The organism is Cupriavidus sp. YR651 (genome assembly GCF_900101625.1).
Classification (GTDB): Bacteria; Pseudomonadota; Gammaproteobacteria; order Burkholderiales; family Burkholderiaceae; genus Cupriavidus.
On record NZ_FMYZ01000001.1, the window covers coordinates 395,196 to 420,533 of the forward strand.

At 62.4% G+C, this 25,338-nt stretch carries 25 protein-coding genes and 1 tRNA gene; 8 read left to right on the forward strand and 18 right to left on the reverse strand.

The features are described 5' to 3' along the window. Positions 1-24 precede the first annotated feature (24 nt). Positions 25-723: a C40 family peptidase gene (locus BLR29_RS01720; protein ID WP_092134149.1), complete on the forward strand. Its 699-nt coding sequence runs from the start codon at positions 25-27 to the stop codon at positions 721-723. Positions 724-768: 45 nt separating this feature from the next. Here the strand turns inward: BLR29_RS01720 and BLR29_RS01725 are convergent, their stop codons facing one another. The 8 genes from BLR29_RS01725 to BLR29_RS01760 all read right to left on the reverse strand — a co-directional run bounded on the left by BLR29_RS01725 (position 769) and on the right by BLR29_RS01760 (position 6,816). Further along, the gene (locus BLR29_RS01725; protein ID WP_092134151.1) at positions 769-1,776 is read right to left on the reverse strand and encodes an inorganic phosphate transporter; all 1,008 of its coding nucleotides are present in this window, start codon (positions 1,774-1,776) and stop codon (positions 769-771) included. Positions 1,777-1,788: 12 nt separating this feature from the next. Next, positions 1,789-2,415, reverse strand: a complete 627-nt coding sequence (locus tag BLR29_RS01730) for a DUF47 domain-containing protein (RefSeq protein WP_092134153.1) — start codon at positions 2,413-2,415, stop codon at positions 1,789-1,791. 216 nt (positions 2,416-2,631) lie between these two features. Beyond that, a complete protein-coding gene (locus BLR29_RS01735; protein ID WP_092134155.1) occupies positions 2,632-4,023 on the reverse strand; it encodes a replicative DNA helicase in 1,392 nt (463 codons plus the stop codon). A gap of 121 nt (positions 4,024-4,144) precedes the next feature. Further along, positions 4,145-4,597 carry a 50S ribosomal protein L9 gene (rplI, locus tag BLR29_RS01740; protein WP_092134157.1) on the reverse strand — a complete coding sequence of 151 codons (453 nt, stop codon included), beginning with the start codon at positions 4,595-4,597 and terminating at the stop codon, positions 4,145-4,147. A gap of 30 nt (positions 4,598-4,627) precedes the next feature. After that, positions 4,628-4,906 (reverse strand): 30S ribosomal protein S18, encoded by a 279-nt coding sequence (gene rpsR, locus BLR29_RS01745; RefSeq protein ID WP_006163606.1) that lies wholly within the window; start codon positions 4,904-4,906, stop codon positions 4,628-4,630. Between the two features lie 3 nt (positions 4,907-4,909). After that, on the reverse strand, positions 4,910-5,209 hold the full coding sequence (priB, locus tag BLR29_RS01750; RefSeq protein ID WP_092134158.1) for a primosomal replication protein N: 300 nt from the start codon (positions 5,207-5,209) through the stop codon (positions 4,910-4,912). An 89-nt stretch (positions 5,210-5,298) separates the two neighbouring features. Continuing rightward, entirely contained in the window at positions 5,299-5,673 is a 375-nt protein-coding gene (gene rpsF / locus BLR29_RS01755) for a 30S ribosomal protein S6 (RefSeq protein WP_019448365.1), read from the reverse strand. A 141-nt stretch (positions 5,674-5,814) separates the two neighbouring features. Beyond that, positions 5,815-6,816: an asparaginase gene (locus BLR29_RS01760; protein ID WP_092134160.1), complete on the reverse strand. Its 1,002-nt coding sequence runs from the start codon at positions 6,814-6,816 to the stop codon at positions 5,815-5,817. A gap of 216 nt (positions 6,817-7,032) precedes the next feature. Between BLR29_RS01760 and lexA the strand changes: the two genes are divergently transcribed. After that, complete coding sequence (lexA, locus tag BLR29_RS01765) at positions 7,033-7,689, forward strand: transcriptional repressor LexA (protein ID WP_092134162.1); 657 nt, start codon at positions 7,033-7,035, stop codon at positions 7,687-7,689. A 691-nt stretch (positions 7,690-8,380) separates the two neighbouring features. On the opposite strand, the gene BLR29_RS01770 is transcribed toward lexA, so the two are convergent. From BLR29_RS01770 to BLR29_RS01785, 4 genes are all read right to left on the reverse strand, one after another. Continuing rightward, positions 8,381-8,456, reverse strand: a tRNA-His gene (locus tag BLR29_RS01770). A gap of 109 nt (positions 8,457-8,565) precedes the next feature. Continuing rightward, complete coding sequence (locus tag BLR29_RS01775) at positions 8,566-8,826, reverse strand: hypothetical protein (protein WP_092134163.1); 261 nt, start codon at positions 8,824-8,826, stop codon at positions 8,566-8,568. A gap of 940 nt (positions 8,827-9,766) precedes the next feature. Further along, positions 9,767-10,795: a tRNA dihydrouridine(20/20a) synthase DusA gene (dusA, locus tag BLR29_RS01780; protein WP_092134164.1), complete on the reverse strand. Its 1,029-nt coding sequence runs from the start codon at positions 10,793-10,795 to the stop codon at positions 9,767-9,769. A 396-nt stretch (positions 10,796-11,191) separates the two neighbouring features. After that, the gene (locus BLR29_RS01785; RefSeq protein WP_092134165.1) at positions 11,192-11,539 is read right to left on the reverse strand and encodes a hypothetical protein; all 348 of its coding nucleotides are present in this window, start codon (positions 11,537-11,539) and stop codon (positions 11,192-11,194) included. An 81-nt stretch (positions 11,540-11,620) separates the two neighbouring features. Here BLR29_RS01785 and BLR29_RS32360 point away from each other — a divergent pair, with 81 nt between their 5' ends. Further along, positions 11,621-11,911 (forward strand): hypothetical protein, encoded by a 291-nt coding sequence (locus BLR29_RS32360; RefSeq protein WP_176860858.1) that lies wholly within the window; start codon positions 11,621-11,623, stop codon positions 11,909-11,911. A gap of 92 nt (positions 11,912-12,003) precedes the next feature. On the opposite strand, the gene BLR29_RS01790 is transcribed toward BLR29_RS32360, so the two are convergent. The 3 genes from BLR29_RS01790 to BLR29_RS01800 all read right to left on the reverse strand — a co-directional run bounded on the left by BLR29_RS01790 (position 12,004) and on the right by BLR29_RS01800 (position 15,511). Further along, positions 12,004-12,564: an NADPH-dependent FMN reductase gene (locus BLR29_RS01790; RefSeq protein WP_092134167.1), complete on the reverse strand. Its 561-nt coding sequence runs from the start codon at positions 12,562-12,564 to the stop codon at positions 12,004-12,006. Positions 12,565-12,745: 181 nt separating this feature from the next. Next, positions 12,746-13,828 (reverse strand): enoyl-CoA hydratase/isomerase family protein, encoded by a 1,083-nt coding sequence (locus BLR29_RS01795; RefSeq protein WP_092134169.1) that lies wholly within the window; start codon positions 13,826-13,828, stop codon positions 12,746-12,748. A 114-nt stretch (positions 13,829-13,942) separates the two neighbouring features. Beyond that, entirely contained in the window at positions 13,943-15,511 is a 1,569-nt protein-coding gene (locus tag BLR29_RS01800) for a methyl-accepting chemotaxis protein (RefSeq protein ID WP_092134170.1), read from the reverse strand. Positions 15,512-15,740: 229 nt separating this feature from the next. Between BLR29_RS01800 and BLR29_RS01805 the strand changes: the two genes are divergently transcribed. After that, positions 15,741-16,661: a sterol desaturase family protein gene (locus BLR29_RS01805; RefSeq protein ID WP_092134172.1), complete on the forward strand. Its 921-nt coding sequence runs from the start codon at positions 15,741-15,743 to the stop codon at positions 16,659-16,661. A gap of 81 nt (positions 16,662-16,742) precedes the next feature. On the opposite strand, the gene typA is transcribed toward BLR29_RS01805, so the two are convergent. Beyond that, positions 16,743-18,563, reverse strand: coding sequence for a translational GTPase TypA (gene typA / locus BLR29_RS01810; protein ID WP_092134174.1), 1,821 nt, complete (start codon positions 18,561-18,563; stop codon positions 16,743-16,745). A 193-nt stretch (positions 18,564-18,756) separates the two neighbouring features. On the opposite strand from typA, the gene BLR29_RS01815 reads away from it, so the two are divergent. The 4 genes from BLR29_RS01815 to BLR29_RS01830 all read left to right on the forward strand — a co-directional run bounded on the left by BLR29_RS01815 (position 18,757) and on the right by BLR29_RS01830 (position 23,816). Further along, complete coding sequence (locus BLR29_RS01815; RefSeq protein ID WP_092134176.1) at positions 18,757-19,263, forward strand: MarR family winged helix-turn-helix transcriptional regulator; 507 nt, start codon at positions 18,757-18,759, stop codon at positions 19,261-19,263. 93 nt (positions 19,264-19,356) lie between these two features. Continuing rightward, the gene (locus tag BLR29_RS01820) at positions 19,357-20,856 is read left to right on the forward strand and encodes an AdeC/AdeK/OprM family multidrug efflux complex outer membrane factor (protein WP_143018405.1); all 1,500 of its coding nucleotides are present in this window, start codon (positions 19,357-19,359) and stop codon (positions 20,854-20,856) included. 71 nt (positions 20,857-20,927) lie between these two features. After that, a complete protein-coding gene (locus tag BLR29_RS01825; protein WP_092134178.1) occupies positions 20,928-22,190 on the forward strand; it encodes an HlyD/EmrA/EmrK family protein in 1,263 nt (420 codons plus the stop codon). An 18-nt stretch (positions 22,191-22,208) separates the two neighbouring features. Next, positions 22,209-23,816 (forward strand): DHA2 family efflux MFS transporter permease subunit, encoded by a 1,608-nt coding sequence (locus BLR29_RS01830; RefSeq protein ID WP_092134179.1) that lies wholly within the window; start codon positions 22,209-22,211, stop codon positions 23,814-23,816. A gap of 131 nt (positions 23,817-23,947) precedes the next feature. Here the strand turns inward: BLR29_RS01830 and truB are convergent, their stop codons facing one another. Both truB and rbfA read right to left on the reverse strand, forming a co-directional pair. Continuing rightward, positions 23,948-24,898 carry a tRNA pseudouridine(55) synthase TruB gene (gene truB / locus BLR29_RS01835; RefSeq protein WP_092134181.1) on the reverse strand — a complete coding sequence of 317 codons (951 nt, stop codon included), beginning with the start codon at positions 24,896-24,898 and terminating at the stop codon, positions 23,948-23,950. A 62-nt stretch (positions 24,899-24,960) separates the two neighbouring features. Next, on the reverse strand, positions 24,961-25,332 hold the full coding sequence (gene rbfA, locus BLR29_RS01840) for a 30S ribosome-binding factor RbfA (protein WP_092134183.1): 372 nt from the start codon (positions 25,330-25,332) through the stop codon (positions 24,961-24,963). Positions 25,333-25,338: the final 6 nt, after the last annotated feature.

Below are 25,338 nucleotides of genomic sequence, written 5' to 3' on the forward strand. Positions count from 1 at the left end.
CCGGCAACCCGAACGACAAGAAGGATGCCGCAGCGCCCGCTCCATTGCCACTGCCCGTCAACGCTGACGAGCCACACTGACGACCGCCCGCAGGCTGCATCCGGGCGGTCTTCCCGTTTTTCTCCGATTGCGTCTATCGTCGTGTGCACGGCTGCCTTGCTGCTGGCTGCGTGTGCGGGCTCGCCGCCGGCTCGCCAGACGTCGGCGCTACCGCGCACCCCGGGCAAGCCAATGATCGACCCGAGCGCCGGGCTGGAAGAGATCTCGATCCAGGCAATGTCGCTGGTCGGCACGCCCTATCGCTACGGCGGCAATACGCCGGATTCCGGTTTCGATTGCAGCGGCCTGGTTCGCTACGTCGTGCAGCGTGCGGCCAACGTGAATTTGCCGCGCACTACCGAGCAGATGGGGCAGCGCGGCAACGCGCTGGACCGCAGCGACGTCGCCTCGGGCGATCTGGTGTTTTTCAACACCACCGGGCGCGCCAATTCGCACGTCGGCATCTACGTCGGCCAAAACCGCTTTGTCCATGCACCGGCCACGGGCGGTACCGTGCGGCTGGAGGACATGGGCAAGTCCTACTGGGCAACACGCTACAACGGCGCGCGCCGCGTGGTGACAGCGACCAACCTGCCGATGAGCCCGGCCCCGCCTCCCGCACCGGCACCCGTCACTCCGGCTCCGGTCGACGACGACCCAATCGCAGCGTTCGCGAACCAATAAAAAAGCCAGGCACGAAGCCTGGCTTTTTTGCATCTGCGATACCGATCAGAGGATTTGCCGCCCGATCCACCATGCGATGGCGGCCATGAAGGCTGACGCCGGAATCGTCAGCACCCAGGCCCAGACGATGTTGCCCGCCACACCCCAACGCACGGCCGACATCTTCTGCGCCGAACCGACGCCGACGATCGCACCGGTAATGGTGTGCGTGGTCGACACCGGCACACCCAATGCCGACGCAATGAACAGCGTCATCGCGCCCCCCGTTTCCGCGCAGAATCCTCCCACGGGCTTCAGCTTGGTGATCTTCTGGCCCATCGTCCGCACGATGCGCCAGCCGCCAAACAGCGTGCCCATGCCGATCGCCACGTAGCAACTGACGATCACCCACACCGGCGGCTCTCCGCCGCTCGCCACGTGGCCGCTGGCAATCAGCAGCATCCAGATGATGCCAATGGTCTTCTGCGCGTCATTGCCGCCGTGGCCCAGGCTGTACAGCGAAGCCGAAATGAGCTGCAGGCGGCGGAACCAGCGATCCACGCGCGACGGCGGCGTACGGAAGAACGTCCAGCCGACGATCACCATCATCAGCGAACCGAGAATGAAACCCAGCAGCGGCGAGATCAGGATGAAGGCAACGGTCTTGATCAGGCCGTTGCCCACCAGTGCACCCGTGCCGGCCTTGGCCACGGCGGCACCCACCAGGCCACCAATCAGTGCGTGCGACGATGACGACGGGATGCCGTAGAACCAGGTGATGACGTTCCAGACAATCGCCCCGACCAGCGCGCCGAAGATGACGTAGTGGTCAACGATATGGACATCGATGGTGCCGGTGCCGACGGTGGCGGCCACTTTCAGGTGAAAGATGAAGATGGCGATCACGTTGCACATGGCGGCCATCGCCACTGCGTGGTGCGGCTTTAGCACGCCCGTGGACACCACCGTGGCAATCGAATTGGCCGCGTCGTGGAAGCCGTTCATGAAATCGAACAGCAACGCGAGCGCGACCAACAGGCCGATCACCCACAAGCTCATTTGAATGGTCTGCATGCAGTGCGCGCCTCAGGCGTTTTCCAGGACGATGCCTTCGATGATGTTGGCCACGTCCTCGCACTTGTCGGTAATGGTCTCGAGCTGCTCGTAGATCGCCTTCAGCTTGATCAGGCGCTTGACGTCCGTTTCCTCGCGGAACAGCTTGGACATTGCCGAGCGCATCACGCGGTCGGCCTCGGACTCGAGCTGGTCGATCTGCTGGGCGGTCTTCAGGATGGTGCTGGCGTTGCTCATGTCCTCCAGCAGCGCCACGGCGATCTTGACCTGGTCGCAGCACTGCACGCAGATCGTGGCCAGGCGGCGGGCCTCATCGGTCAGGCTGGTCACGTCGTACAGCGAGATCGTCTCTGCCACATCTTCCATCAGGTCCAGGATGTCATCCATGGTCGTGATGAGCTTGTGGATCTCGTCGCGGTCCAGGGGCGTGATGAAAGTCTTGTGCAGCAGGTCGATCGTGTCGTGCGTGATGCGATCGGCCTTCTTTTCCGTGGCCTGGACCCGGCGGGCGTGGGCCTCGGCGTTGGGCAGGTCGTTGACGAGGGCTTCCAGCTCATGGGCGGCGGTAACGGCGCAGTCCGCGTGCTGGTTGAAATATTCGAAGAACTTGCCCTCGGTGGGCATGAATCGGCCGAACATGAATGTCCTTGTGGAGCACGGATCGCGCGCTCGGTTGTGTTGCAGGATGGTGCAGGTGCAGATTGCATGACAGCCGCTCCAGGCGGCTGTCATCAAAGCGCAATATTTTACAGGGTTGTTCCCCGCTCTGCCCCGTAAATTGTGGCAAACCCCCGCAACTTGCCGGGATACCACACTTGCCGGCGCGGGCCGCCGCCGGCCACGGGCGAGTACGGCTCAGGTGTCGTTGTCGAAGAAGGCGGGACCGCCGCTGAAGTTGTCAAACTTCGTGAACTGACCCAGGAATGTCAGACGAACGGTGCCGATCGGGCCGTTACGCTGCTTGCCGATAATGATTTCCGCCGTGCCCTTGTCCTGGGAATCAGGGTTGTAGACCTCGTCCCGGTAAATGAACAGGATCACGTCGGCATCCTGTTCGATAGCGCCGGATTCGCGCAAATCGGACATCACGGGACGCTTGTTGGGGCGCTGCTCCAGACTTCGGTTCAACTGCGACAGCGCGATGACAGGACAGTTGAGTTCCTTGGCCAGGCCCTTCAGTGAACGCGAGATTTCGGAGATTTCGGTGGCCCGGTTCTCACCGCCACCGGAACCCGACATCAGCTGCAGGTAGTCGATGATAATCAGGCCGAGCTGCCCACATTGCCGCGCAAGGCGGCGCGAACGCGCACGCAACTCCATTGGGTTCAGCGCCGGCGTCTCGTCGATGAATAACTGGGCATCGTTCATGCGCTGGATGGAGTGCGTCAGGCGCGGCCAATCCTCGTCCAGCAGACGACCGGTTCGCAGCCGATGCTGGTCCAGCCGGCCCACGGAGCCGAGCATACGCATGGCCAGCTGCACGCCTGCCATTTCCATGGAGAACACCGCTACGGGCAGGCCCTGCTCCACCGCCACGTGTTCGCCAATGTTCAGCGAGAACGCCGTCTTACCCATGGAGGGACGGCCTGCCACGATGACCAAGTCGCCCGGCTGCATGCCGCTGGTCATGCGGTCCAGGTCAATAAAGCCTGTCGGCACACCCGTCACGTCGCTGCTGTTGTCGCGGTGGTACAGCTCGTCGATCCGCTCCACCACCTGCGTCAGCAGCGGCTGGATTTCCTGGAAGCCCTTCTGGCCGCGCGAACCCTCTTCGGCAATCGCGAACACTTTGGATTCGGCTTCATCGAGCAGCTCGCGGACCTCGCGACCCTTGGGCGCAAACGCTGCCGAGGCGATGTCATCCGCCACGGTCACGAGTTTGCGCAGTACGGAGCGCTCACGCACGATCTCCGCATAGCGGCGGATATTGGCCGCGCTAGGCGTGTTCTGCGCCAGCGAATTCAGGTACGCCAGGCCGCCCACCTCCTCGGCCTTGCCGGCGACCTGCAGCATCTCGTAAACCGTAATCACGTCCGCCGGCTTGGTGGCGGAGATCAGACGGGCGATACTCTGGAAGATCAACCTGTGATCAAAGCGGTAGAAGTCCGCTTCGGAGAGGAAGTCGGCAATACGGTCCCAGGCGGCATTGTCCAGCAGCAGGCCACCGAGTACCGATTGCTCGGCCTCGATGGAGTGCGGGGGAACCTTGAGACTGTCTAGTTGGGGATCGGCGGCAGGCGCGTTCATGGGGGGGAATTATAGCGGCGGTGGACGCCGCGCAAACAAAAAAGGCAGGAGCGCAGCTCCTGCCTTTCTGTGCGTCGAATGCCGCCGACCCGGAGATCGGCGTATCGATGCGGCGTACGACTTAGACGTGCTCGCCCAGGACGGACACGGTCACGTCCACCACCACGTCGGTGTGCAGCGCGACGCTGACCGGGTGGTCGCCAACGACCTTCAGCGGGCCGTTCGGCAGACGCACTTGCGCCTTTTCCACCTTGAAGCCTTGGGTGCCCAGGGCTTCGGCGATGTCGGCGTTGGTCACCGAACCGAACAGACGACCGTCCACACCCGACTTCTGGGTGATCTGGACGGTCAGGCCGTTCAGCTTCTCGCCTTCGCCTTGCGCGGCGGCCAGCTTCTCGGCGGCGGCCTTTTCCAGCTCGGCGCGCTTCACTTCGAATTCGGCGATCGCGGTTTGGGTGGCGCGGCGGGCCTTCTTGGTCGGGATCAGGAAGTTACGTGCGTAACCGTCCTTCACGCGAACGATGTCACCCAGGCTACCCAGGTTGATGACTTTTTCCAGCAGAATGACTTGCATCGTGTATTTCTCCTTGCGGTCCTGGGACTATCAGTTCTTGTGCAGGTCGGTGTACGGCATCAGCGCCAGGAAGCGGGCGCGTTTGATAGCCGTATCCAGCTGACGCTGATAGTGAGCCTTGGTACCGGTCAGGCGGGCCGGCGTGATCTTGCCGTTGTCGCCGATGAAGTCCTTCAGGGTGTCCAGATCCTTGTAGTCGATCTGTTCCACACCAGCCACGGTGAAGCGGCAGAAGCGCTTGCGCTTGAACAGCGGATTCTGTTGCTGGAAGCGCTTCTTGTTCTTGTTGTCACGTTTGACGAATGCCATGATTCAATCCTTTACGAATGCTTTACATCCAGTGATGTGAAAGACCAGAGTCTTGCTGTTGCGGTGCTTGCGGGCCAGGAATCCTTCGCAGTCGAGCAACGTGCCGAGCGGTAACCGCTCAAGCCGCTGACCGACGGGGCCGATCCCCATGGCCGCAATGGCAAATTCCACCTGCCGGGGCGTTTCCGCCTCCAGCGTCTCGCCGGCATGCTGCAGGATGCAGTTGACGACGGGCACGCCGGCCGGGGTGTAGCGCAGCGCATCGCGTTCGACGAGGGTGGCGGCTAGCCGGAGCTGGTTCACCGCGAATTTCCCTGGATCTCGCTTGCCTGTTCGCTGTCTTGCCTGCCGTGATCAGGGTTACCTGCCACGACCTGCACCGCAGTCCGCACTCAGGCGGCCTGGCCTTCCGTGGTCGTTTGCGCGGCCTTGCGGGCTTCTTCGCGCTGCACTTCCTTCATCATCGGCGAAGGAGCGGTTTCAGCCTTCTTGGTCTGAACGATCAGGTGACGCAGCACGGCATCGTTGAACTTGAAGGCGTGCTCGAGTTCAGCCAGGGTTTCCTTGCCGCATTCGATGTTCAGGCAAACGTAGTGAGCCTTGGCCAGCTTCTGGATCATGTAGGCCATCTGACGGCGGCCCCAGTCTTCCACGCGGTGAACCTGGCCGTTTTGCGACGTGACGAGCTGCTTGTAACGCTCGATCATCGCCGGCACTTGTTCGCTCTGGTCCGGATGGACGATGAATACGATTTCGTAATGACGCATTGACGCTCCTTTTGGGATGAGCCACCCGGGCGTCACAGTCCGGTGTGGCAAGGTTGGATAGCCTGCGAGTATAGCCCGACTATTGACAACCACGCAAGCCGGGCCCTCGGCCTACCCCACTGGCACACCAGCGGGAATCCATCAGTATTGTCTGAAAATCGCCTGCAAGCGGGCGACATCCGTGCCAAGCGACGGCTCGCCGGCCAAGGCCAGCAGCAAAAGCACCCGCGCCTTGAATGGATTGAGGTCCGCGGCAGAGGCAAGCTGGCCCGCCTCCAGACGAGCTTGCGCAGGAATCGCCACATGACCGGCGCCGGTCCTGGAACTCCTCACTACAGCCACGCCGGCGCTGGCCGCATCCGCTAGCGCCGCCGACAGGGTTTCATGGACGGACCCGTTCCCCGCTGCAGCCACCACCAAACCCTTGACGCCCGCTCCCACCATCGCATCGATAGCCACCCTGCCCGGCTGCGCATAACTGGCAATGATCTCAACGAGCGGCCAGCGCGCTGGCACCGCTAACGGCGACGCACCCAGGAACTGCGGTACGCGAACGAACCGGACGAAGTCATCCTGCACGAACCCCAGTGGTCCCGCGACAGGCGACACAAAGGCATTCACGGCCGAAGTATGGGCCTTGGTGACATCGCGCGCCGCATGGATCTCCTGATTGAGCACGACCAGCACGCCTTTTCCGCGCGCATTGGGGCTGGCGGCCACACGCACCGCATCAAGCAAATTCAAAGGGCCATCGGCGGACAGCGAAGTCGACGGGCGCATGGCAGCGGTCATTACCACCGGCACGGGACATGCCTGCGTCAGATGAAGGAACATGGCCGTTTCCTCCAGCGTATCGGTGCCGTGCGTGATGACGATGCCAGCCACATCCGGCTGCGCCGACCAGTGCGTCACACGCCGGGCAAGCGTCGCCCACAGGTCGAACGACATGTCCTTGCTGTCCACCTGCGCCACTTGCTCGGCTTCGATGCGCGCGACATCTGCCAGTGCGGGCACGGCCTGGACCAGCGCGGAGACGGGAACGGTAGCAGCCTGATACTGCGCACTGCTGGCTGGGTTGCCGGAAGAACCGGCGATGGTGCCGCCGGTAGCGAGCACAACAATGCGGGGCAGGGATGCGGACATATATAGGGGGACGTCGGATCGGATCAGTCGATGCGCGCCGATTGTAACTGCCGCGCCGCCTGCGCTGACCCATGGCAAACCCGCGGCAAAGACGTGGCGAAACCGCGATGTCGAGTCCCCGCCTCTCAAATTGTGCTTGCACTTCACTCGATACTGTATAAAATCACAGCATACTGTTTAAACATACAGTGCTTCGGCACGAGAGACCGGCGACCCATGGCGACCCTGACACCCCGGCAGCAGCAGATCTTCGACCTGATCCGCAACGCGATCCGAAGCACCGGCTTTCCCCCCACGCGCGCCGAGATCGCCGCTGAATTCGGCTTCTCCTCGCCTAATTCGGCGGAGGAGCATCTGCGTGCGCTGGCACGCAAGGGTGTGATCGAACTCACACCTGGCGCGTCGCGCGGCATCCGCCTCAAGGTAGCCCGCAGCGATTCAGAATTATCGGACCAGTTTTCGCTGCCGATGGCCGGCGTACTGCAATTGACGCTACCGCTGGTGGGCCGTGTTGCTGCCGGCAGCCCGATACTGGCTGCAGAGCATATCGATCGCCAATACCACGTGGACGCGTCCGTGTTTGACGAGCGTCCCGACTACTTGCTGCGCGTACGCGGCCTGAGCATGCGCGATGCAGGCATTCTGGATGGCGACCTGCTGGCAGTGAAGAAAGCCAGCGAAGCACCGAATGGCAAAATCGTCGTGGCGCGGCTTGGCGACGACGTCACCGTCAAACGCTTGAAAAAACGGGGCGACACCATCGAATTGATCGCCGAAAACCCTGATTTTGCCAACATCGTGGTGCAGGCCGGCCGCGAGGAATTTTCCCTGGAAGGCATTGCCGTGGGGCTGATCCGCTCTTCAGGCTTCTGACTTCCCAGACTCTGGCAGGCGTCCGCCTGTCCTAGTCACCCGCTTTGCTTTGCCAACGCCGCCCCGTTCTTTTCGAACGACGGGCGCGGAGCCCTGCTGTCGCAAATCACGAGGTGTTGCCATGCTGCCAGTCAACCACATTGCTTCCCGGCGCCCAGTCAAGCCGGTGCCGTTCCGGCAAACCAAGGGCGTTCGCGTCTACCAGGGCGCGCAGCGTCGTACGATGGTCGGCAGCATGGCAGCCATCTGCCGAATGCTCGAGCTAGCGGATTCCCCCGCGAAGCTAGCCGTCTGAGCCACCGCCTACCGCCTCTCGACAGCACTTCAAAAACGCTGCAGTCGTGCACTCTTCACGCGTTTGCAAGAAGCGCAGTTGTGCGCTCATAAGGCGTGAATAGGTACTCTTCAGACCTGGAGGGGGCTGCTCAAACTCATTTGCGCGCTATCGAATCACTGGCGCACACGTGCCGCAGCGCAAGACCGGACTTGTTGCCCCGCGAGTGCCGGTTTTTTTGGCGCAGATGCATGGGCGCGCAACTTTGAATCGGGAGTCAATGCTTTTATCACGCTCGAGATCAGGATCGACGTGATGCATGCGAGCGCAAGACATGCGGCGCGATTTGGCCGATGCGCGGAATATGGAGCAGAAAGCAAAACAGCGCATCCGAAGATGCGCTGTTTCAGGAATTCTTGGGGTGGCTGATGGGACTCGAACCCACGACGACAGGAATCACAATCCTGGACTCTACCAACTGAGCTACAGCCACCGTAGAGATTTTTGCTAACCGGCTGGGCCGATCAACGAAAAACAAGATTCTACAAGGCTTTTGGGGAGATGGCTAGTATCCCGCACAAAAAAATCTGAAGTTTCCTGCATCATCGCTTGCCCTGCCACTTCGCTTCCAGCAGCACCGCCTCCTTGATCGCAGCGACGGTCGCTGCCTCTGTGGGAAACAGCCCGAGCAAGCGCTTGGATTTTCCGTTCAAAACTTCCCGCTGCAACGCCTTGCCCGCTTCGATGGACGTGCCAGGATGCCAGCAATATCGTGCTGTCCACTTGCCATCCTGCAGCCGTTCAGCCACCCAGATCAGACGGAAGTCTTCAAAGACCTCGCCGAACTGTTCTTCCGCTTCCATTTCCTACACCTCCAGGGCTTGCTTCCGATCCCCTTCGCGACGGCCATGTTCCCCTCTGAAACCGCGCTACTGCTGACCGGCCAGCCCAATTGCTTTTTATTCCCCACTGGAACCCATAGACGGAATAGGTTCACTCCCACATGCCGACTGTAGCGGCATGGCGGCGATCGTAGCATGACGTTGACGCCGCATGACAGTCGCCGCAGGCCGCCTCCAAGTCAACGTGGAACAGCCCGCAAGAATGACTACCCGTGAAACGCCAACGAGTGGCCATTTCATGGCGATGGCAGACAGTCCCTACCAATGCAGGGTTCAACGCCTGAGCCGTGATGTTAGATACTCTTCCAAGAGGGACATTGACCCCCCTCGACATTCCCGTCAGGCGACCTTGGATACAAGTGTCGCCTGTTTTTTTTGGGCTGCAGGGTTTTAATTTTTTGACACCGCAGATCACCTGAAATGGTTCGCAACTTCTGTGATCTATTATTTCGGCACAAGAGATGGGGAATAAGCGCGGCACCGGAATGCGGGAAGACTGCCTCAAAAGCGCAAAAAAAAGAGCCCGCCAAAGCGGACTCTTAAATTAGCGATCTCAATGCCCTGAAGGCCATCTCAATGTAGGTGCCTTTTGCACGACGCACTATCCGGGCAAACCCAAATCTCGCCCGGATCGGATCATCGGCGCGATGAAAAAAACAGCCCGCACAAGGCGGGCTGAATAATCAGTTGAAGAAAGCCCTGTATTCGAGGGCAGGCACAGTGTAAGAACTTGCATCGCTTTAAGCGACTTAGGGGAATCCCTTTACTGGTGCGGGTTTCCGGCAGTCAGGCTGCCGGATAAGCCGCAGCGGTGTCGTTTGCGCCCATGAGGCATAGAACGACCGTTCGCTTTTAGAGTTTTCCTTCGAATTCCAGGGAAAACTTCCCAGCATCAAGGAGCTCAGGCGGCCTCCAACAACCCAGGTCGCAGATGTCCACGCGCCTCCTCGAACAACGTGGCAACGTCCGCGCGCGTGCGCACACCATGCATGCGACGCGCATCTGACAGCACACGTCGCCATCCCCGCCCGCCATGTACGCCACGATGCAGTCCAAGCATATGACGCGTCGCGGCGCCCATATAGCCGCCCCGCTCCACCAGCGCACCGATATATTCCTGCATGGCTAGTTCCGCCTCCTGGCGCGTCGGCACCGGCGAATTTGCGCCGTAGAAGCGAGTATCCATTTCCGCCAGGAAATACGGCTGGTGATAAGCCTCGCGGCCGATCATCACACCATCCACATGCTCGAGATGTTGCACAATTTCCTCGTACGTGACGATGCCCCCGTTAATCAGAATCTCCAGTTGTGGAAATTCGTCTTTCAACTGATAGGCGACCTCATATCGCAGAGGTGGAATTTCGCGATTCTCCTTCGGACTCAGCCCTTTCAGAATCGCATTACGTGCATGAACGATAAACGTCGTGCAACCTGCATCGGAAATGGTGCCAACAAAATCCCGCACGAAGTCGTAGTGCTCGATCGTATCGATGCCGATGCGGTGTTTGACCGTCACCGGGATGGACACGGCGTCGCGCATTGCCTTCACACAGTCCGCCACCAACGCCGGTTCCGCCATCAGGCAGGCGCCAAAGGCACCACGCTGCACTCGCTCGGACGGGCAACCGCAATTCAGATTAATTTCCTTGTAGCCCCACTTCTCGCCCAGTTTCGCGGCCTGCGCCAGGTCCGCGGGTTCACTGCCCCCCAGTTGCAAGGCCACCGGCTGCTCCGCCGGATCAAAATCCAAATGCCTTGCCACGTCGCCATGCAGCAGCGCACCCGTCGTTACCATCTCCGTATAGAGCCAGGTGTGACGGCTCAGAGCGCGGTGAAACATGCGGCAGTGGCGATCAGTCCAGTCCATCATCGGAGCTACGGAAATCCGCCGAGCGTTGATAGCACTGGTTTTCTCTTGCAAATCAGTCATTTCTGAGCGAACCGGTCGGAACCGATTCTTGCCTCGCATTCATAAGATTTACCCTCGTTCTTGCTGCGAGTTTGCTACGAGCGAGGGTCAGAAAGTGGCTCCCACCATCGAAGTCGGCGAAAAGCGGCGCACACAGGTACGCCGCAAAGGCGATCCTGCTGTCAGCAATTCTCGACAGGAAGGCCGAAGCGGAGTGCTGGATTCAGACGGTCAAAAGCCCTTGCGGAACGGGGGATTCGCCGATGATCGGAGGACTGCCGAGTTTACCATTTGCAGGACAATCGAGCGGTACGGGGAGGAAGTCGGGAAACTCCGGCCAATCGGCAGGAGCAAGGACGGCCCTCTCGCGATGCGGACCCTGCCCCACCCCTCTCCGAGCCTCCGTCAGAGGCCGCCTTAACAGGACGAGGCATTGCCCAAACGCGCGTGCCTTGCCGTAACGGATTTCACATCGTCTGTCAGAGGCGATTCGGCAGACCGTTTTGTCGTCACTGAGGCTTCCTTGAGAACCATCACGAGCTGATGCTTTCGACGCTCAAGCGCCTGCAACGCCAACGATAAGTTGTCCAGGTCCCGGGCGGCAAGGAATGAATCTCCGCCTTCCATATCCAGGCGCGCAACCAATGCAGCCTGCGTCTGGAGGTTTGCGCGCATCTCCTTGATATATCGATCCAAGACGACCACATCCGCGAAAAGACTGACCCCCATCACGCGCTCCAGTAACACCGACCTCAACAGGTCCACGTATCGGAAGCCTAGTCATTTCGACCGATCTCCGATGTAGGACGGAGCCGGATTGCCGTGTGGTCGGAGAGGATAAAGACTGTGAGCAAATCACTGGCACCGCAGACGGCGACTGGCCATCCGCGCCACGTCCATCATGTGGATCACTGCATTGATGATCACCGGGTACCGCTCAGCCACTGCGCGATGAAGGTCGGGCGCCCTGGGAATAAAAAACAGCGCCCGCAGGCGCCGTTCTCTGGCTCGTTTGGCAGGATTGCCTCCATGCCGGGTTCAGTGCATGAACAGCCAAATCAGAATCAGCACAAAAGCCGGTACGCCGAGAAGCCACGCGAGGATGTACGGCATGATGTCCCTCCTAACTATCTGTAATGGGCTTGAGTCCACTATAGAAAGGGGGTCCTCCCGGCGATGTCGGGCCCGCCCCGCTTTACGCTGTAGGACGGGACTGACTTCCGAAGCGCTTATCCCGCCGCGTTCTTTTCAATCCAAGTCGCGAACGTCGTCAGGAATTTGCTCAGGAACCCGCGCGTGGACTCATTGGCAATGCTGCCTTGCTCGTCGAACAGCTTGTCGACGCCGCTGATGTAGGCCTCCGGCTGTTGCAGCACCGGGATATTCAGGAACACCAGCGATTGGCGCAAATGGTGATTGGCGCCAAATCCGCCGACATTGCCTGGCGATGCGCTGATCACGCCGCCCGGCTTGCCGTCCCAGGCGCTCTGACCATAGGGACGCGAGCCGACGTCGATCGCGTTCTTGAGGCCGGCCGGCACGGAGCGGTTGTATTCGGGTGTCACGAACAGTACGGCATCGGCGCGACGGATGCGGTCGCGAAATGCTACCCACTCCGCCGGCGGACTGGCGTCGTCATCCTGGTTATACAGTGGCAACTGGCGGATCTCGACGATATCGAGCTTCAGCTGCGGTGGCGCGAGCGCGGCAAGAGCCTTGGCCAGCTTCAGGTTCAGGGATTCCTTGCGGAGGCTACCCACCAGCACGGCGACATCACGAGGATTGCTCATCACGGTTCCTTTCACTGTTCACGATTGAAGTAGAAGTGAAGCGGAGGCCGACCGGACCGCAAGCGATCAGGACAGGAGACGCTGCGTCAGGGCCGATCCAGCCGTCACTCTACTCGACCCGGATGGCCCTTGCTCAAGGACGTCGACGACAAGGTCTCCATTACAAGGTATCGACGAAAAGCTATCGACCCAGGCCGGCCAACGGATGATCCTCGCGCCGCCACGGGCTGTCGAAGAACGCCCTCACCCGCGCCGCGCTGACTTCGTCCAGGCGCGGCGCACTCCACCGGGGCTTGTGATCCTTGTCGATGGCCAGCGCGCGAATGCCTTCGATGCCGTCGCCATTGCGGAACACGTCGTGCATCATGTCCAGTTCCATCCGCAACTCATCCTCGAGCGACATGGTGCGCGCACGACGAATCTGCTCAAGCGTCACGCAAAGCATCAGTGGCGAGCGACTGCGCAAGGCGGCCGCCGTCTGCGCGGCCCAGTCGCCCTCGGCATCGCTCACCGCCACCAGAATGTCTTGCACCGTGGAGGCCGCAAAGGCGGCATCGATCTGGCCCGACAGACGCGCCAACTGGCTCTCGCGCGGCACGCAGGCTGCCACGTGCTGGCGCGTGAAACCTTCCATGTGTTCAAGCACCGCATCGCCGCTGCCGAAGGCATTGGCTTGCAGTGACTCCACCATTTCGGCCAGCACATTCGCCGGCAAGTAGGCATCGGCGAGCTTTGCGTACAGCGCGTCGGCTGCACCAATCACGACACCGGTCAGGCCCAGGTATTCGCCCAGGCGGCCGGGCGTCCGCGCCAGGAACCAGCCTCCGCCCACATCGGGAAACAAGCCGATATTGGTCTCGGGCATCGCCATCTTCGTGCGGTCCGTAACGATGCGCAGCCTGGCACCCTGCGAGATGCCCATCCCACCGCCCATCACCACGCCATCCATCAGCGCAATGTAGGGCTTTGCGTAACGGTGGATCCGATAGTTGAGCGCATATTCCTCGACGAAGAACTGGTCGAGCAGCGGGTCTTTTGCGTGATAGGCCTGATGGAACCACCGGATGTCACCGCCCGCGCAGAAAGCCTTGCCGCCCGCACCGGCCACGACCACCGCCTGCACGGCAGGGTCGGCTTCCCAGCGCTCCAGCGCTTCCGTGATCGCGCGAATCATGTCCAGCGAGAGCGCGTTGAGCGCCTGCGGGCGGGTCAGCGTCAGGTATGCCACGCCACCTTGTACCTGGGTTGCCACAAAATCCGTCATGTCTGTCTACTCCGTTCTTGTTGCCAGCGATTTTACGCCAGCCGCAACGCGGATCTGCCATGCCAGGGCACATTGCGGGCGCCTTTCAGAATCGGCTCATCCGATGCCGGCGGCCTACGGCAGGCGGAACGCGGCCATGAGCCCCGTGAGCCGCTGGGCCTGATCCTCCAACGCAGAAGCCGCCGCAGCCGCTTCTTCCACCAGGGCCGCGTTCTGCTGCGTCATGCCGTCCATATGAGACACGGCCGCGTTCACCTGCTCGATGCCTCGCGACTGCTCATCGGACGCCGCGCTGATACCACCAATGATGTCACTGACGCGATGGACGGCATCGACGATGTCCTGCATCGACCGACCCGCGGCGTCCACGAGCGACGTCCCCTCGCGAACGTTTGATACCGACGCGCTGATCAGCGTGCGAATCTCCTTTGACGCCGCGGCACACCGCTGAGAAAGATCGCGCACGTCGCCGGCCACCACGGCAAACCCGCGGCCGTGCTCACCTGCGCGTGCCGCCTCCACCGCAGCGTTTAGCGCAAGGATGTTTGTCTGAAAGGCGATCTTCTCGATGACCTCGATGATGTCGACAATCTTGTTTGCGCCGGCGTCAATGGACTGCATCGTATCCACTACGCGGCATACCGCCTGGCTACCACGTTCGGCCAGCGCCTTCGCGTTGGTGGCGAGAGTAGTCGCCTCCCGCGCACTGTCGGCATTGTGACGCACCGTACTGGTCAACTGCTCCATGCTCGATGCGGTCTCTTCCAGGGACGCCGCCTGCTGCTCCGTGCGTTGAGACAAGTTCGCGTTGCCACTGGCGATCTGCTGGCTCGCCGCAGCAATGGAATCCGCCCCGCCGCGGACCTCGCTCACCATGGCGACGAGGCGTGCCTGCATCCGACCCAGCATACCCAGCATACGACTCGTCTCATTCCGTGCGCGTTCGTCCGCCGTCACGCCGGCCCCATTGGCATGCGATGCGCCGAGGTCGCCGTCTGCGATGCGTGCAAAACGCGCGATGGCAATGTCCAGCGGATGCACGATCGACACGCGCAGCCGCCATGCCACCACGGTGCTGAACACCAGGCCGACGACTAGCGCGCCGATCGAGAGCGTCAGCAGGTTGCCATAGCGATGCTGTGATGCCTCGTACACGGCCTTGGCGCTGGCCACCTGCAGGCGACCCAGTTCCGTGTTGACGGCCGTGAAGGCAATATCGAGCTTAGGAATTGTCTCCATGACCGCGCTCATCACCGTGTCGCGATGACCCGCATGCAATGCCGCGATCATCGGCTCCACGCCCTGACTGAACAGCGCCTTGCGCTTGGCGGAAACGTCCTCTGTGGCACGTGTCTGCGCCTCATTGCGCGGGATCTCCAGGTAGGACTGCCAGGCCACATCCGACTGGCGCGCGAAGTCTTGCGCTGCTGCAGCCCGTGCCCTGGCGTCGGCCGGGTCGGTAGCAAACGCGGCTTGGTCCAGCAGCACGCGCACGAGCAACTGGTTGGAACGGGCTTCGGCCAGGTGCGTGGCGGCGGATAGCTGCTGCTGGTAGACCTGGCGCGTGGCATCGTTGCTGCGCGACATGCCCAGCCAGCCAATGCCGCCAACAATCAGTAGCAGCAAGTTTGAAACAATCGTGAGGAGCCACAAACGGGCTCCAATCGTGGTGTTGTCCAACATGGGGGCTCTCCGTGACTTGAATACCGGCCACTCCTCCATGGCCGCCCAAGCATTCACGGCGTACTGCCTCGTTCCTTGACGTACCGGCGGCGATAGTCTGTCTTTCGTTTTTGTGATGCCACCAAACGCGCGCCGTCGCGCTGCGATGGGTGTGAGTACGATCGCACACATGCACCCGTATGGAGGAAGCCCTCCATGCAAAATTGCCGGAAATGTGCACACTGGCGCCATGACACCAAACGCCCCGCCCACCCCTGCTGTCGCCAGCGTCCCGACGGACACCGCCTTCGATCCTGGCCTGATCCTGCTGGCCTTCGCGCCGGTCTTCCTGCTGACGATCGGCTGGGAAGCCTGGTACTGGTCGCGGCGGGACCGCTCAGTCTATAGCTGGCGCGACACGCTCTCGAACGCCACGCTCGCGCTGATGCATCAGGCGTCAGATGCGTTCTTCCTCTGGCTGATGATCCGCACGGTCTACAACTGGTGTTATGCGCACGGCCTGCGCGCAGTGCCCGAGACGTGGTGGTCGTTCGCACTGCTGCTATTACTTCAGGACTTTCTCTACTACTGGTTCCACCGTGCGAGCCATCGCGTGCGGTGGCTATGGGCGTCGCACGTGGCACACCACTCGTCGGAAGGCATGAATTTCTCGACGGCCTTCCGGCAGAGCCTGACCTATCCGGTTTCAGGAATGTGGCTGTTCTGGATTCCGCTGGCTTTCATCGGCTTCACGCCATACTGGGTAATCCTGGCCGTCGGCCTGAACCTGGCGTTCCAGTTCTTCGTCCACACACGTCTGGGGCGCCGCTGGCCCGTTGTGGAGACAGTTCTCAATACGCCGTCGGTACATCGTGTTCATCATGCGAAGAATTCGCAGTACATCGACCGCAACTATGCGGGCGTGCTGACGATCTGGGACAGGATGTTCGGCTCGTTCGTACCGGAGGAGGCGCCGCCGCAATACGGCATCACGCGGCAGATCCGCACGCATAACCCGCTGACGCTTACCTTCCATGAATGGCGCGATATGTTTGCCGAGACCTGGCGCCATCGCGACGTTCGCTATCTCTGGAAACCACCCGAATGGCGCAGCCCCAAGGCACCCGTGGAGACGGCCGACGACTTCATCATCGAATCGCCAGAATCGTGAATAGTCCCCCGAACAACATATGACCGGGCAACAAAAAACCGCGCTCGGAGGCGCGGCTTTTTGTTTGCGACAGACGCTCGATTACACGGCGTCGCGCGAGGCACGCTTGCGCTCGTGCTCCTTCAGGTGACGCTTGCGCAGACGGATGCTCTTCGGCGTGATTTCCACCAGTTCGTCGTCGGCGATGAATTCGACGGCGTACTCGAGCGACATCTGGATCGGCGGCACCAGACGCACGGCTTCATCGGTACCCGACGCGCGCACGTTGGTCAGCTGCTTGCCCTTGATCGGGTTCACGACCAGGTCATTGTCGCGGCTGTGGATGCCGATGATCATGCCTTCGTACAGCGCATCGCCCGGCTTCACGAACATACGGCCTCGGTCCTGCAGTTTCCACAGGGCGTAGGCCACGGCATCGCCATCATCCTGCGAAATCAGCACGCCGTTGTGGCGATCGCCAAGACCACCTTCGCGCACCGGCGCGTAGTCGTCAAAGATATGGCTGATCAGGCCGGTACCACGCGTCAGCGTCAGGAACTCGCCCTGGAAGCCGATCAGGCCACGGGCCGGGATGCGGTACTCCAGGCGGGTACGGCCCTTGCCGTCCGACGCCATGTCGAGCAGTTCGCCCTTGCGGCGGCCCAGCTCTTCCATCACGGCGCCCTGGTGGCCGTCTTCGACGTCCACGGTCAGCAGCTCGTACGGCTCGTGCTTCACGCCGTCGATTTCCTTGAACACCACGCGCGGGCGCGACACAGCCAGCTCGTAGCCTTCACGGCGCATGTTTTCCAGCAGGATGGTCAGATGCAGTTCGCCCCGGCCCGACACTTCGAAAATCGTATCGTCACCGGTATCGGCCACGCGCAGTGCCACGTTGGACTTCAGCTCGCGATCCAGGCGCTCGCGCAGCTGGCGGCTGGTCACGAACTTGCCTTCACGGCCGGCCAGCGGCGACGTGTTCACGCAGAAGTTCATCGTCAGCGTGGGCTCGTCCACCTTCAGCATCGGCAGCGCATCCAGGGCTTCCGGCGCACACACGGTGCAGCCGATGCCAAGATCTTCGATACCGTTGATCAGCACGATGTCGCCGGCTTCCGCCTCGGGCACGATCTCGCGCTCCAGGCCACGGAACTTCAGGACCTGGTTGATACGGCCCTTGATCGGGTTGCCTTCCGGACCAAACTTGACCACCACGTCCTGCAGCGGCTTGGCACGGCCACGCGAGATGCGGCCGACGCCGATCTTGCCGACGTAGCTCGAGTAGTCCAGCGAGATGATCTGCAGCTGCAGCGGACCATTCGGATCGTCGTTACGGACGGGTACCTTGTCCAGCACGGTTTCGAACAGCGGCTTCATGTCGCCGTCACGCACTTCCTCGGTCAGGCCGGCGTAGCCGTTCAGGCCCGAGGCGTAGATCACCGGGAAGTCCAGTTGCTCGTCGTTGGCGCCCAGCTTGTCGAAGAGGTCGAAGGTCTGGTTGATCACCCAGTCCGGACGCGCGCCCGGACGGTCGATCTTGTTGATCACGACGATCGGCTTCAGGCCGAGCGCGAGTGCCTTGCGCGTCACGAAACGCGTCTGCGGCATCGGGCCTTCCACGGCATCCACCAGCAGCAGCACGCCGTCGACCATCGACAGCACGCGCTCCACTTCACCGCCGAAGTCGGCGTGGCCCGGGGTGTCCACGATGTTGATGTGAGTGCCGTTGTACTCCACGGCACAGTTCTTCGCGAGGATCGTGATCCCGCGTTCCTTTTCCAGGTCGTTCGAGTCCATCACCCGTTCGGCGATCTGTTGGTTATCGCGGAAGGTGCCTGCCTGGCGCAGGAGCTGGTCGACCAGGGTGGTCTTGCCATGATCGACGTGGGCGATGATGGCGATATTACGGATGGCGCGGGTCATTACGGCGTCCCCTGAAAGCGGAGCGTTCAAAAAATTAACCCAACATTCTAGCATGTTGCAGCGCGGAACGCGCTGTCGCTCTTTAGCTTATATCCAGAAAGTCGTTTCGTTTTCCGCAATAACAAATTTCCGTTCTTGCCGACCCTTCGTCACATGCATATATTTGCCACAGCAAAGATTGCAATGACAAAAGATGACGTCAACGACACCCGTCGATCCGTTCGACCCGGCAACCTACGAAATCGGCAAGAGCGTAGGCTACCTGCTGTCCCGCGCCAAGAACATGCTCTCGCAAGGCATCGACCAGGAAGTCAGCAGCCTGGACATCACCCATGCCCAGGCCAGTTGCCTGATGATGCTGGCCAAGGGCGAGGCCACCACCGTGACCGATCTCGGGCGAGGTCTCAATACCGACGCGGGCTCCGTGACCCGTCTGCTCAGCCGAATGGAAAAGCGTGGGCTGATTGTGCGCACTCGCCGCCACGACGACCGACGGGTCGTGGACCTGTCGCTGACGCCCGAAGGCGAAGCCATCGTGGAGCGGCTGCCTGCCGTGTTCTGCAACGTGATGCGCCGGCACTTCGAAGGATTCCGCCCCGAGGAAATCGATACCCTGCGCGCGATGCTCTTGCGAGTCATCGACAACAACCGCTGCGCAAGCCAGGGGGACGACTGCTCGTCAGACCGCAACAGCGGATAGGCCAGCCCGATTTCCGATCAGGTACCTCCGGCACATTCGGCGCCGCCCAACGCCAATCAGAACAAAAGCGGCGCCCAAATCAGACAGAAACACATGAAACCCGATCTTTCCTCTGCTCCGCGCCGCGTCGGCATCCTGGCCCTGACGGTCATGACGGCAGCCGTGCTGGCCGGTTGCGCGGCGCTCGGCAATTCGCATAGCACGCAGACGATGGCCGAGCCCGGCACGCTGGCATCGCCCCAGACCTTCACCGCGGATCACGCTCAGTGGCCGACGCAGGACTGGGTCGACCAGTTCCGCGACCCGCAATTGCGCGCGCTGGCCGACGAGGCCATCAAGGACAACCCCAACCTGCAGATTGCCCTGGCTCGCGTGGAAGCCTCGCGGGCGATCGCCGCCGCCACGCGGGCCTCCCTGTACCCTGGCGTGGATTTCGAAGGCAGCGTCGTGCGCCAGCGCCTCTCGGAAACCGACCTGTTCGAGGGCACGCCGCTGGCCGGTTCCTGGCAAAACCAGTCGCGGCTGCAACTGGGCCTGTCGTGGGACTTGGACTTCTGGGGCAAGAACCGCGACGCGCTGGAAGCCGCACTATCCGATGACCGCGCGATGGAAGCCGAAAGCCAGGCCGCGCGCCTGATCCTGACCACGTCGATCGCTCGCGGCTACAACCGGCTGGCCGCGTTGTACGCGCAGCGCGACGTGGCCGAGCGCGCCATCGCCCAGCGCCGCGACCTGACCGACCTGTCGCGCCAGCGCCTGGCCGCCGGGCTCGACACTCAGGTGGAAACCACGCAGGCCCGCGGCACGGTGGCTGCCGCGCAGACCGACCTGCAGCGCGTGGACGAGGAAATCGCCCTCGCCCGCAATCAGCTTGCCGCGCTGCTGGGCAAGGGCCCCGACCGCGGCCTGCAGATCACGCGTCCGACGCTGCTGGCCAATGCGACGCCGCAACTGCCCGACGATCTGACCATCGGCCTGATCGGCCGCCGCCCGGACATCGTGGCCGCGCGCTGGCGCGTGGAAGCCTCATCGAAGGACATCAGCGTGGCCAAGAAGGAATTCCTGCCCGACGTCACGCTGACCGCGTTTGCGGGCGTGGCCTCGCTGGACCCGTCGAACCTGCTCATGGGCATCAGCCGCACCTTCGGCTTCGGCCCCTCCGTACGACTGCCGATCTTCGAAGGTGGTCGCCTGCGCGCCAACCTGAAGGGCAAGTACGCGCAATACGACATCGCCGTGGCCAGCTACAACCAGACGCTGGTCGATGCGCTGCGTGAAACCGCCGACACGATCACCAGCATCCGCAGCGTCGACACGCAGATCAAGACACAGCGCGAAGCGCTGGACCTGGCCGAGCACGCCTACGCCTTGTCCACCACGCGCTACAAGGCGGGGCTGGGCACTCAACTGACCGTCCTGAATGCCGAAAGCAACGTGCTGCAGCAGCGCCGCCTGGCGACCGACCTGCAGGCACGCCGGCTGGACCTGCAGATGGGGCTGATGAAGGCCCTGGGCGGCGGCTATCAGGAAAACGACGCACACACGGATATGGGCAAAGGCGCGCCGATCCGGCCCGAGAGCGGCCAGGGCTGATCGCCCCGCATCGCACATCGCGCGCACGACAGACCGCACCACAAGACGCAACGCATACGCAAGAGACCAACATGAGCAATAACCATCAAACGGCCGGCACCCCGAACCCCGCACCTCCCGCAGACAACAACGGCAAGCGCAAGCGCCTGCTGATTTCCCTGACGGCCGCGCTCGTGGTGGCAGGTATCGGCTATGGACTCTACTGGGGCCTCTATGCCCGCCATTTCGAGAACACCGATGACGCGTACGTCGCCGGCAATGTGGTCCAGGTCACGCCGCTGGTGGGCGGTACGGTGGTATCGATCGCGGCCGACGACACGCAATTGGTGACCGCCGGGCAGCCATTGATCCAGCTGGATCGCGCCGACTCGCAGGTCGCCATGGAACAGGCCGAAGCCCAGCTCGCACAGGCCGTGCGAGAAGTCCGCACGCTTTATGTCAATAACGGCTCGCTGGCTGCCAACGTTTCGCTGCGCCAGGCCGATGTGGCCAAGGCGCGCGACGACCTGCGCCGCCGGCAAGCCATTGCAGGTTCGGGCGCCGTGTCGAACGAGGAGATCTCGCACGCACAGACGGCGCTCAAGGCGGCCGAATCGGCCTTGCTGGCCTCACAGGAGCAACTGGCCTCGAACAAGGTGCTGACCGACCAGACGACTGTGGAGAAGCATCCGAACGTGCAACGCGCCGCTGCCAATCTGCGCTCGGCCTATCTGGCGTTCGCCCGCTCGACGATGCCGGCGCCGGTGACAGGCTACGTCGCCAAGCGCTCGGTGCAGGTGGGCCAGCGCGTGTCTCCCGGCACGCCGCTGATGGCCGTGGTGCCGCTGGACCAGGTCTGGGTGGATGCAAACTTCAAGGAAGTCCAGATCAACCACATGCGCGTTGGCCAGCCGGTCGAGCTGGAAGCCGATGTCTACGGGTCCAAGGTCAAGTACACGGGCCACGTGGTCGGCTTCTCGGCGGGTACTGGCGCCGCGTTCTCGCTGTTGCCGGCGCAGAATGCCACTGGCAACTGGATCAAGGTGGTGCAGCGCCTGCCGGTGCGTATCGCCCTGGATCCGCAGCAACTGAAGGAGCACCCGCTGCGCGTGGGCTTGTCGATGAACGTCACCGTCGACGTGCGCAAGGAAGAAGGCGCCGCGATGGTCAGCGCCACGGCCGCCAAGCCTCTGCAGACCGACGTCTATGACAAGGTGGCGCAAGATGCCGACGACCTGATCGCCCGCGTCATCACCCTCAACAACGGCGGCCGCACTTCCAGCGCCCCGTCGGCGGCCCCCGCTGCAGCCCCGGGCGCGACCCGGCCTGTTGCGGCCAAGCCCGCCAACACCTGATCGTCTGGCTGACCGCCCATGGCAACTTCCTCCCCCGCGGCGCCCGGCGCCAGCGCCGCCCCCGGCCATAAGCCGGCGCCGGCGCGTCCGGCGGCCCACCCGCCGCTGACCGGCGGCAAGCTCGTGATCGGCACGATCGCGCTGTCGCTGGCCACGTTCATGAACGTGCTGGACTCGTCCATTGCCAATGTGTCGATCCCCGCCATCTCCGGCGACCTTGGTGTGTCGCCCAACCAGGGCACCTGGGTCATCACGTCGTTTGCCGTCGCCAACGCCATCTCCGTGCCGCTGACGGGCTGGCTGACCACGCGCTTTGGCGCGGTGCGGCTGTTTATCCTGTCGATCCTGTTGTTCGTGCTTTCGTCCTGGCTGTGCGGCGTGGCGCCGAACCTGGAAACGCTGCTGGCCGCGCGGATCCTGCAGGGCGCCGTGGCCGGACCGATGATCCCGCTGTCCCAGGCACTGCTGCTCGCCAGTTATCCCCCGGCAAAGAGTTCGATGGCCCTGGCGCTATGGGGGATGACCACGCTGGTGGCGCCGATCATGGGTCCGCTGCTCGGCGGCTGGATCTCGGACAACATGACGTGGCCGTGGATCTTCTATATCAACATCCCGATTGGCCTGGCCACGGCGTATGCGACGTGGGCCATTTACCGTACTCGCGAAACGCCGACCAAGTTGCTGCCAATCGACCGGATCGGGCTGGCGCTGCTGGTGATCTGGGTCGGGTCGATGCAGTTGATGCTCGACAAAGGCAAGGAGCTGGACTGGTTCCACTCCAGCGTGATCGTGGCGCTCTCCGTGATTGCCGTGGTGGGTTTCCTGTTCTTCCTGATCTGGGAGAGCTACGAAAAGCATCCGGTCGTCGATATCCACCTGTTCAAGGGCCGCAACTTCGCCGCTGGCGTCGTGGCGATCTCCGTGGCCTATGGGCTGTTCTTCGGCAATCTCGTGATCCTGCCGCTGTGGCTGCAGACCATCGTCGGCTACACGGCAACGGACGCCGGCATCATCACGGCGCCCGTGGGCATTTTCGCGATCATCCTGTCGCCCATCATCGGACGGGTGCTGCCGAAGGTCGACGCACGCTGGGTGGCCACTGCTGCATTCATGACGTTTGGCGTGGTCAGCTTCATGCGTGCGGGCTTTACCACGGGCGTGGACACGCGCACGCTGCTCATCCCGACCCTGATCCAGGGGGCGGCCATGGCGATGTTCTTCATCCCGCTGACGTCGATCATCCTGTCGGGCCAGCCGCCCGAGAAGATTCCGGCAGCGTCGGGCTTATCGAATTTCGTGCGCATCACGTTTGGTGCCATCGGCGCGTCGATCTCGACGACGATCTGGGAAAACCGCTCGGCCCTGCATCATGCGCAACTGATCGAGCAGATCAATCCGTATAGCCCGACCTACACGGAGCAGTTGAATCACCTGATGCAACTGGGCATGACTCAGGCGCAGGCCATCGGCCTGATCGAGCGCAATATCTCGCTGCAGGCGTCGATGCTGGGCGCCAACGATATCTTCTGGATCTCGGGCGTGCTGTTCTTCGTACTGATCGTCTTTGTCTGGCTGACGAAGCGGGCCCAGGGCGGCGGTGGCGCCGATGCGGCAGGCGCGCACTGAGGTCCGCGTCGCCGTAGAGAAGCAGAAACAAGAAAGGGGCTTCGGTTATATCCGATGCCCCTTTTTCGTCGCTGGATGGTTCTGTCGTTCTTCTGTCGCTCAGTAGCGTCGTGGCTTTTTTCCCGCCGCACTCAGAGCTTTACCAGCCGCTCGGGTCGCAGCGCGCCTTCGCGCATCCGGGCCACACCGAGCAACCGCAGCGGCGCATCGCCATAGACACGCGCCAACTCACCTTCGTCGATTTCCGTATCGGCAGGCAAGTCCCGTCGCGCAATCCGTTGGCCTTGCAGGAATCGCCCCATCGCCGCGTCATCGAGATGCACGGACGGACAGCGCTGCAACAACGCATCGACAGGCGCCAGCATCGCAGGCCGCGCCTCGTCCGCCTGCTGGTCAATCTGCTCCAGCGTGACGGCACCCGCAAGCGTCAGGTCGCCCACAGCCGTTCGTCGCAGCGCCACCAGGTGTGCGCCACAGCCGAGTGCCTCGCCGATGTCTTCGGCCAGCGTCCGGATGTAGGTTCCCTTGCTGCAGGTCACGCGCATCGTGAAACCGGGCGCGGCGTCCTGCAGGGTGACATCCAGCAGTGTGAGTGCATGAATCGTTACCGTACGTGCGGCGCGTTCCACGGTTTGCCCTGCCCGCGCGTATTCGTAGAGCGGCCTGCCATCCTTCTTCAGCGCCGAATACATTGGCGGCACCTGTTCGATCACTCCGGTGAATCGTGCGATGGCTACATCGAGCGCCGCGCGATCGCATGTGACCGGACGCTCGGTGACGATATCGCCTTCGGCGTCGCCCGTCGTCGTTGTAGCACCCAGCCGCACGGCGGCCTCGTAGGTCTTGTCAGCATCGAGCAGATCCTGCGAGAACTTGGTGGCTTCGCCAAAGCACAGCGGCAGCAGGCCGGTGGCCAGCGGGTCGAGCGTGCCCGTATGGCCCGCCTTGTTCGCACGCAGCAGGCGCTTGGCGCGCACCAGCGCATCGTTGGACGACAGGCCCAGTGGCTTGTCCAGCAGCAGCACGCCGTGCACGTCGCGGCGCGGCAGCCGGGGCGGACGGGTTGCGGGGGAATCGGTCATTGCAGCGGAGGGAAAGCGCGGCGCCGAGGCGTGCCCGGCGCGCGATCACGGCGGCGGCGGACTTACTCGTCGTCCTTGGCGCGCGTGGCGTTGGCTTCGTTGATCAGCTTCGACATCTCGATGGCGTGTTCGACCGAGGTGTCGTGGTGGAAGTGCAGCGTCGGCACGGTATGGATGTGCAGGCGCTTGAAAAGCAGCGAGTGCAGGTAGCCGGCCTTCTCTTTCAGGATGGCGGCGGCGACTTCGGGCTCGGCGCCCAGCACGGTGAAGTACACCTTGGCGTGCGCATAGTCCGGCGTCAGCGACACCGACTGGAGCGTCACCAGCCCGAGGCGCGGTTCGCGGATCTCGCGCTGGATCATCTCGGCCAGTTCCTTCTGGATCTGGTCTGACAGACGGAGGTTGCGGGAGGAGATATTGCCTTTCTTGGCCATTCAATA

Bases quoted from the DNA above. Each gene is read 5' to 3' on its own strand.
- BLR29_RS01795 (WP_092134169.1), bottom strand. From the start codon at position 13,828: ATGACGGATTTTGTGGCAACCCAGGTACAAGGTGGCGTGGCATACCTG.
- BLR29_RS01790 (WP_092134167.1), bottom strand. From the start codon at position 12,564: ATGAGCAATCCTCGTGATGTCGCCGTGCTGGTGGGTAGCCTCCGCAAG.
- BLR29_RS01735 (WP_092134155.1), bottom strand. From the start codon at position 4,023: ATGAACGCGCCTGCCGCCGATCCCCAACTAGACAGTCTCAAGGTTCCC.
- BLR29_RS01820 (WP_143018405.1), top strand. From the start codon at position 19,357: ATGAAACCCGATCTTTCCTCTGCTCCGCGCCGCGTCGGCATCCTGGCC.
- BLR29_RS01805 (WP_092134172.1), top strand. From the start codon at position 15,741: ATGACACCAAACGCCCCGCCCACCCCTGCTGTCGCCAGCGTCCCGACG.
- BLR29_RS01725 (WP_092134151.1), bottom strand. From the start codon at position 1,776: ATGCAGACCATTCAAATGAGCTTGTGGGTGATCGGCCTGTTGGTCGCG.
- rbfA (WP_092134183.1), bottom strand. From the start codon at position 25,332: ATGGCCAAGAAAGGCAATATCTCCTCCCGCAACCTCCGTCTGTCAGAC.
- rpsR (WP_006163606.1), bottom strand. From the start codon at position 4,906: ATGGCATTCGTCAAACGTGACAACAAGAACAAGAAGCGCTTCCAGCAA.
- BLR29_RS01730 (WP_092134153.1), bottom strand. From the start codon at position 2,415: ATGTTCGGCCGATTCATGCCCACCGAGGGCAAGTTCTTCGAATATTTC.
- rpsF (WP_019448365.1), bottom strand. From the start codon at position 5,673: ATGCGTCATTACGAAATCGTATTCATCGTCCATCCGGACCAGAGCGAA.
- truB (WP_092134181.1), bottom strand. From the start codon at position 24,898: ATGACCGATTCCCCCGCAACCCGTCCGCCCCGGCTGCCGCGCCGCGAC.
- BLR29_RS01720 (WP_092134149.1), top strand. From the start codon at position 25: ATGCCGCAGCGCCCGCTCCATTGCCACTGCCCGTCAACGCTGACGAGC.
- BLR29_RS01825 (WP_092134178.1), top strand. From the start codon at position 20,928: ATGAGCAATAACCATCAAACGGCCGGCACCCCGAACCCCGCACCTCCC.
- typA (WP_092134174.1), bottom strand. From the start codon at position 18,563: ATGACCCGCGCCATCCGTAATATCGCCATCATCGCCCACGTCGATCAT.
- BLR29_RS01760 (WP_092134160.1), bottom strand. From the start codon at position 6,816: ATGTCCGCATCCCTGCCCCGCATTGTTGTGCTCGCTACCGGCGGCACC.
- rplI (WP_092134157.1), bottom strand. From the start codon at position 4,597: ATGCAAGTCATTCTGCTGGAAAAAGTCATCAACCTGGGTAGCCTGGGT.
- BLR29_RS01830 (WP_092134179.1), top strand. From the start codon at position 22,209: ATGGCAACTTCCTCCCCCGCGGCGCCCGGCGCCAGCGCCGCCCCCGGC.
- BLR29_RS01800 (WP_092134170.1), bottom strand. From the start codon at position 15,511: ATGTTGGACAACACCACGATTGGAGCCCGTTTGTGGCTCCTCACGATT.
- dusA (WP_092134164.1), bottom strand. From the start codon at position 10,795: ATGACTGATTTGCAAGAGAAAACCAGTGCTATCAACGCTCGGCGGATT.
- lexA (WP_092134162.1), top strand. From the start codon at position 7,033: ATGGCGACCCTGACACCCCGGCAGCAGCAGATCTTCGACCTGATCCGC.
- BLR29_RS01775 (WP_092134163.1), bottom strand. From the start codon at position 8,826: ATGGAAGCGGAAGAACAGTTCGGCGAGGTCTTTGAAGACTTCCGTCTG.
- BLR29_RS01815 (WP_092134176.1), top strand. From the start codon at position 18,757: ATGACGTCAACGACACCCGTCGATCCGTTCGACCCGGCAACCTACGAA.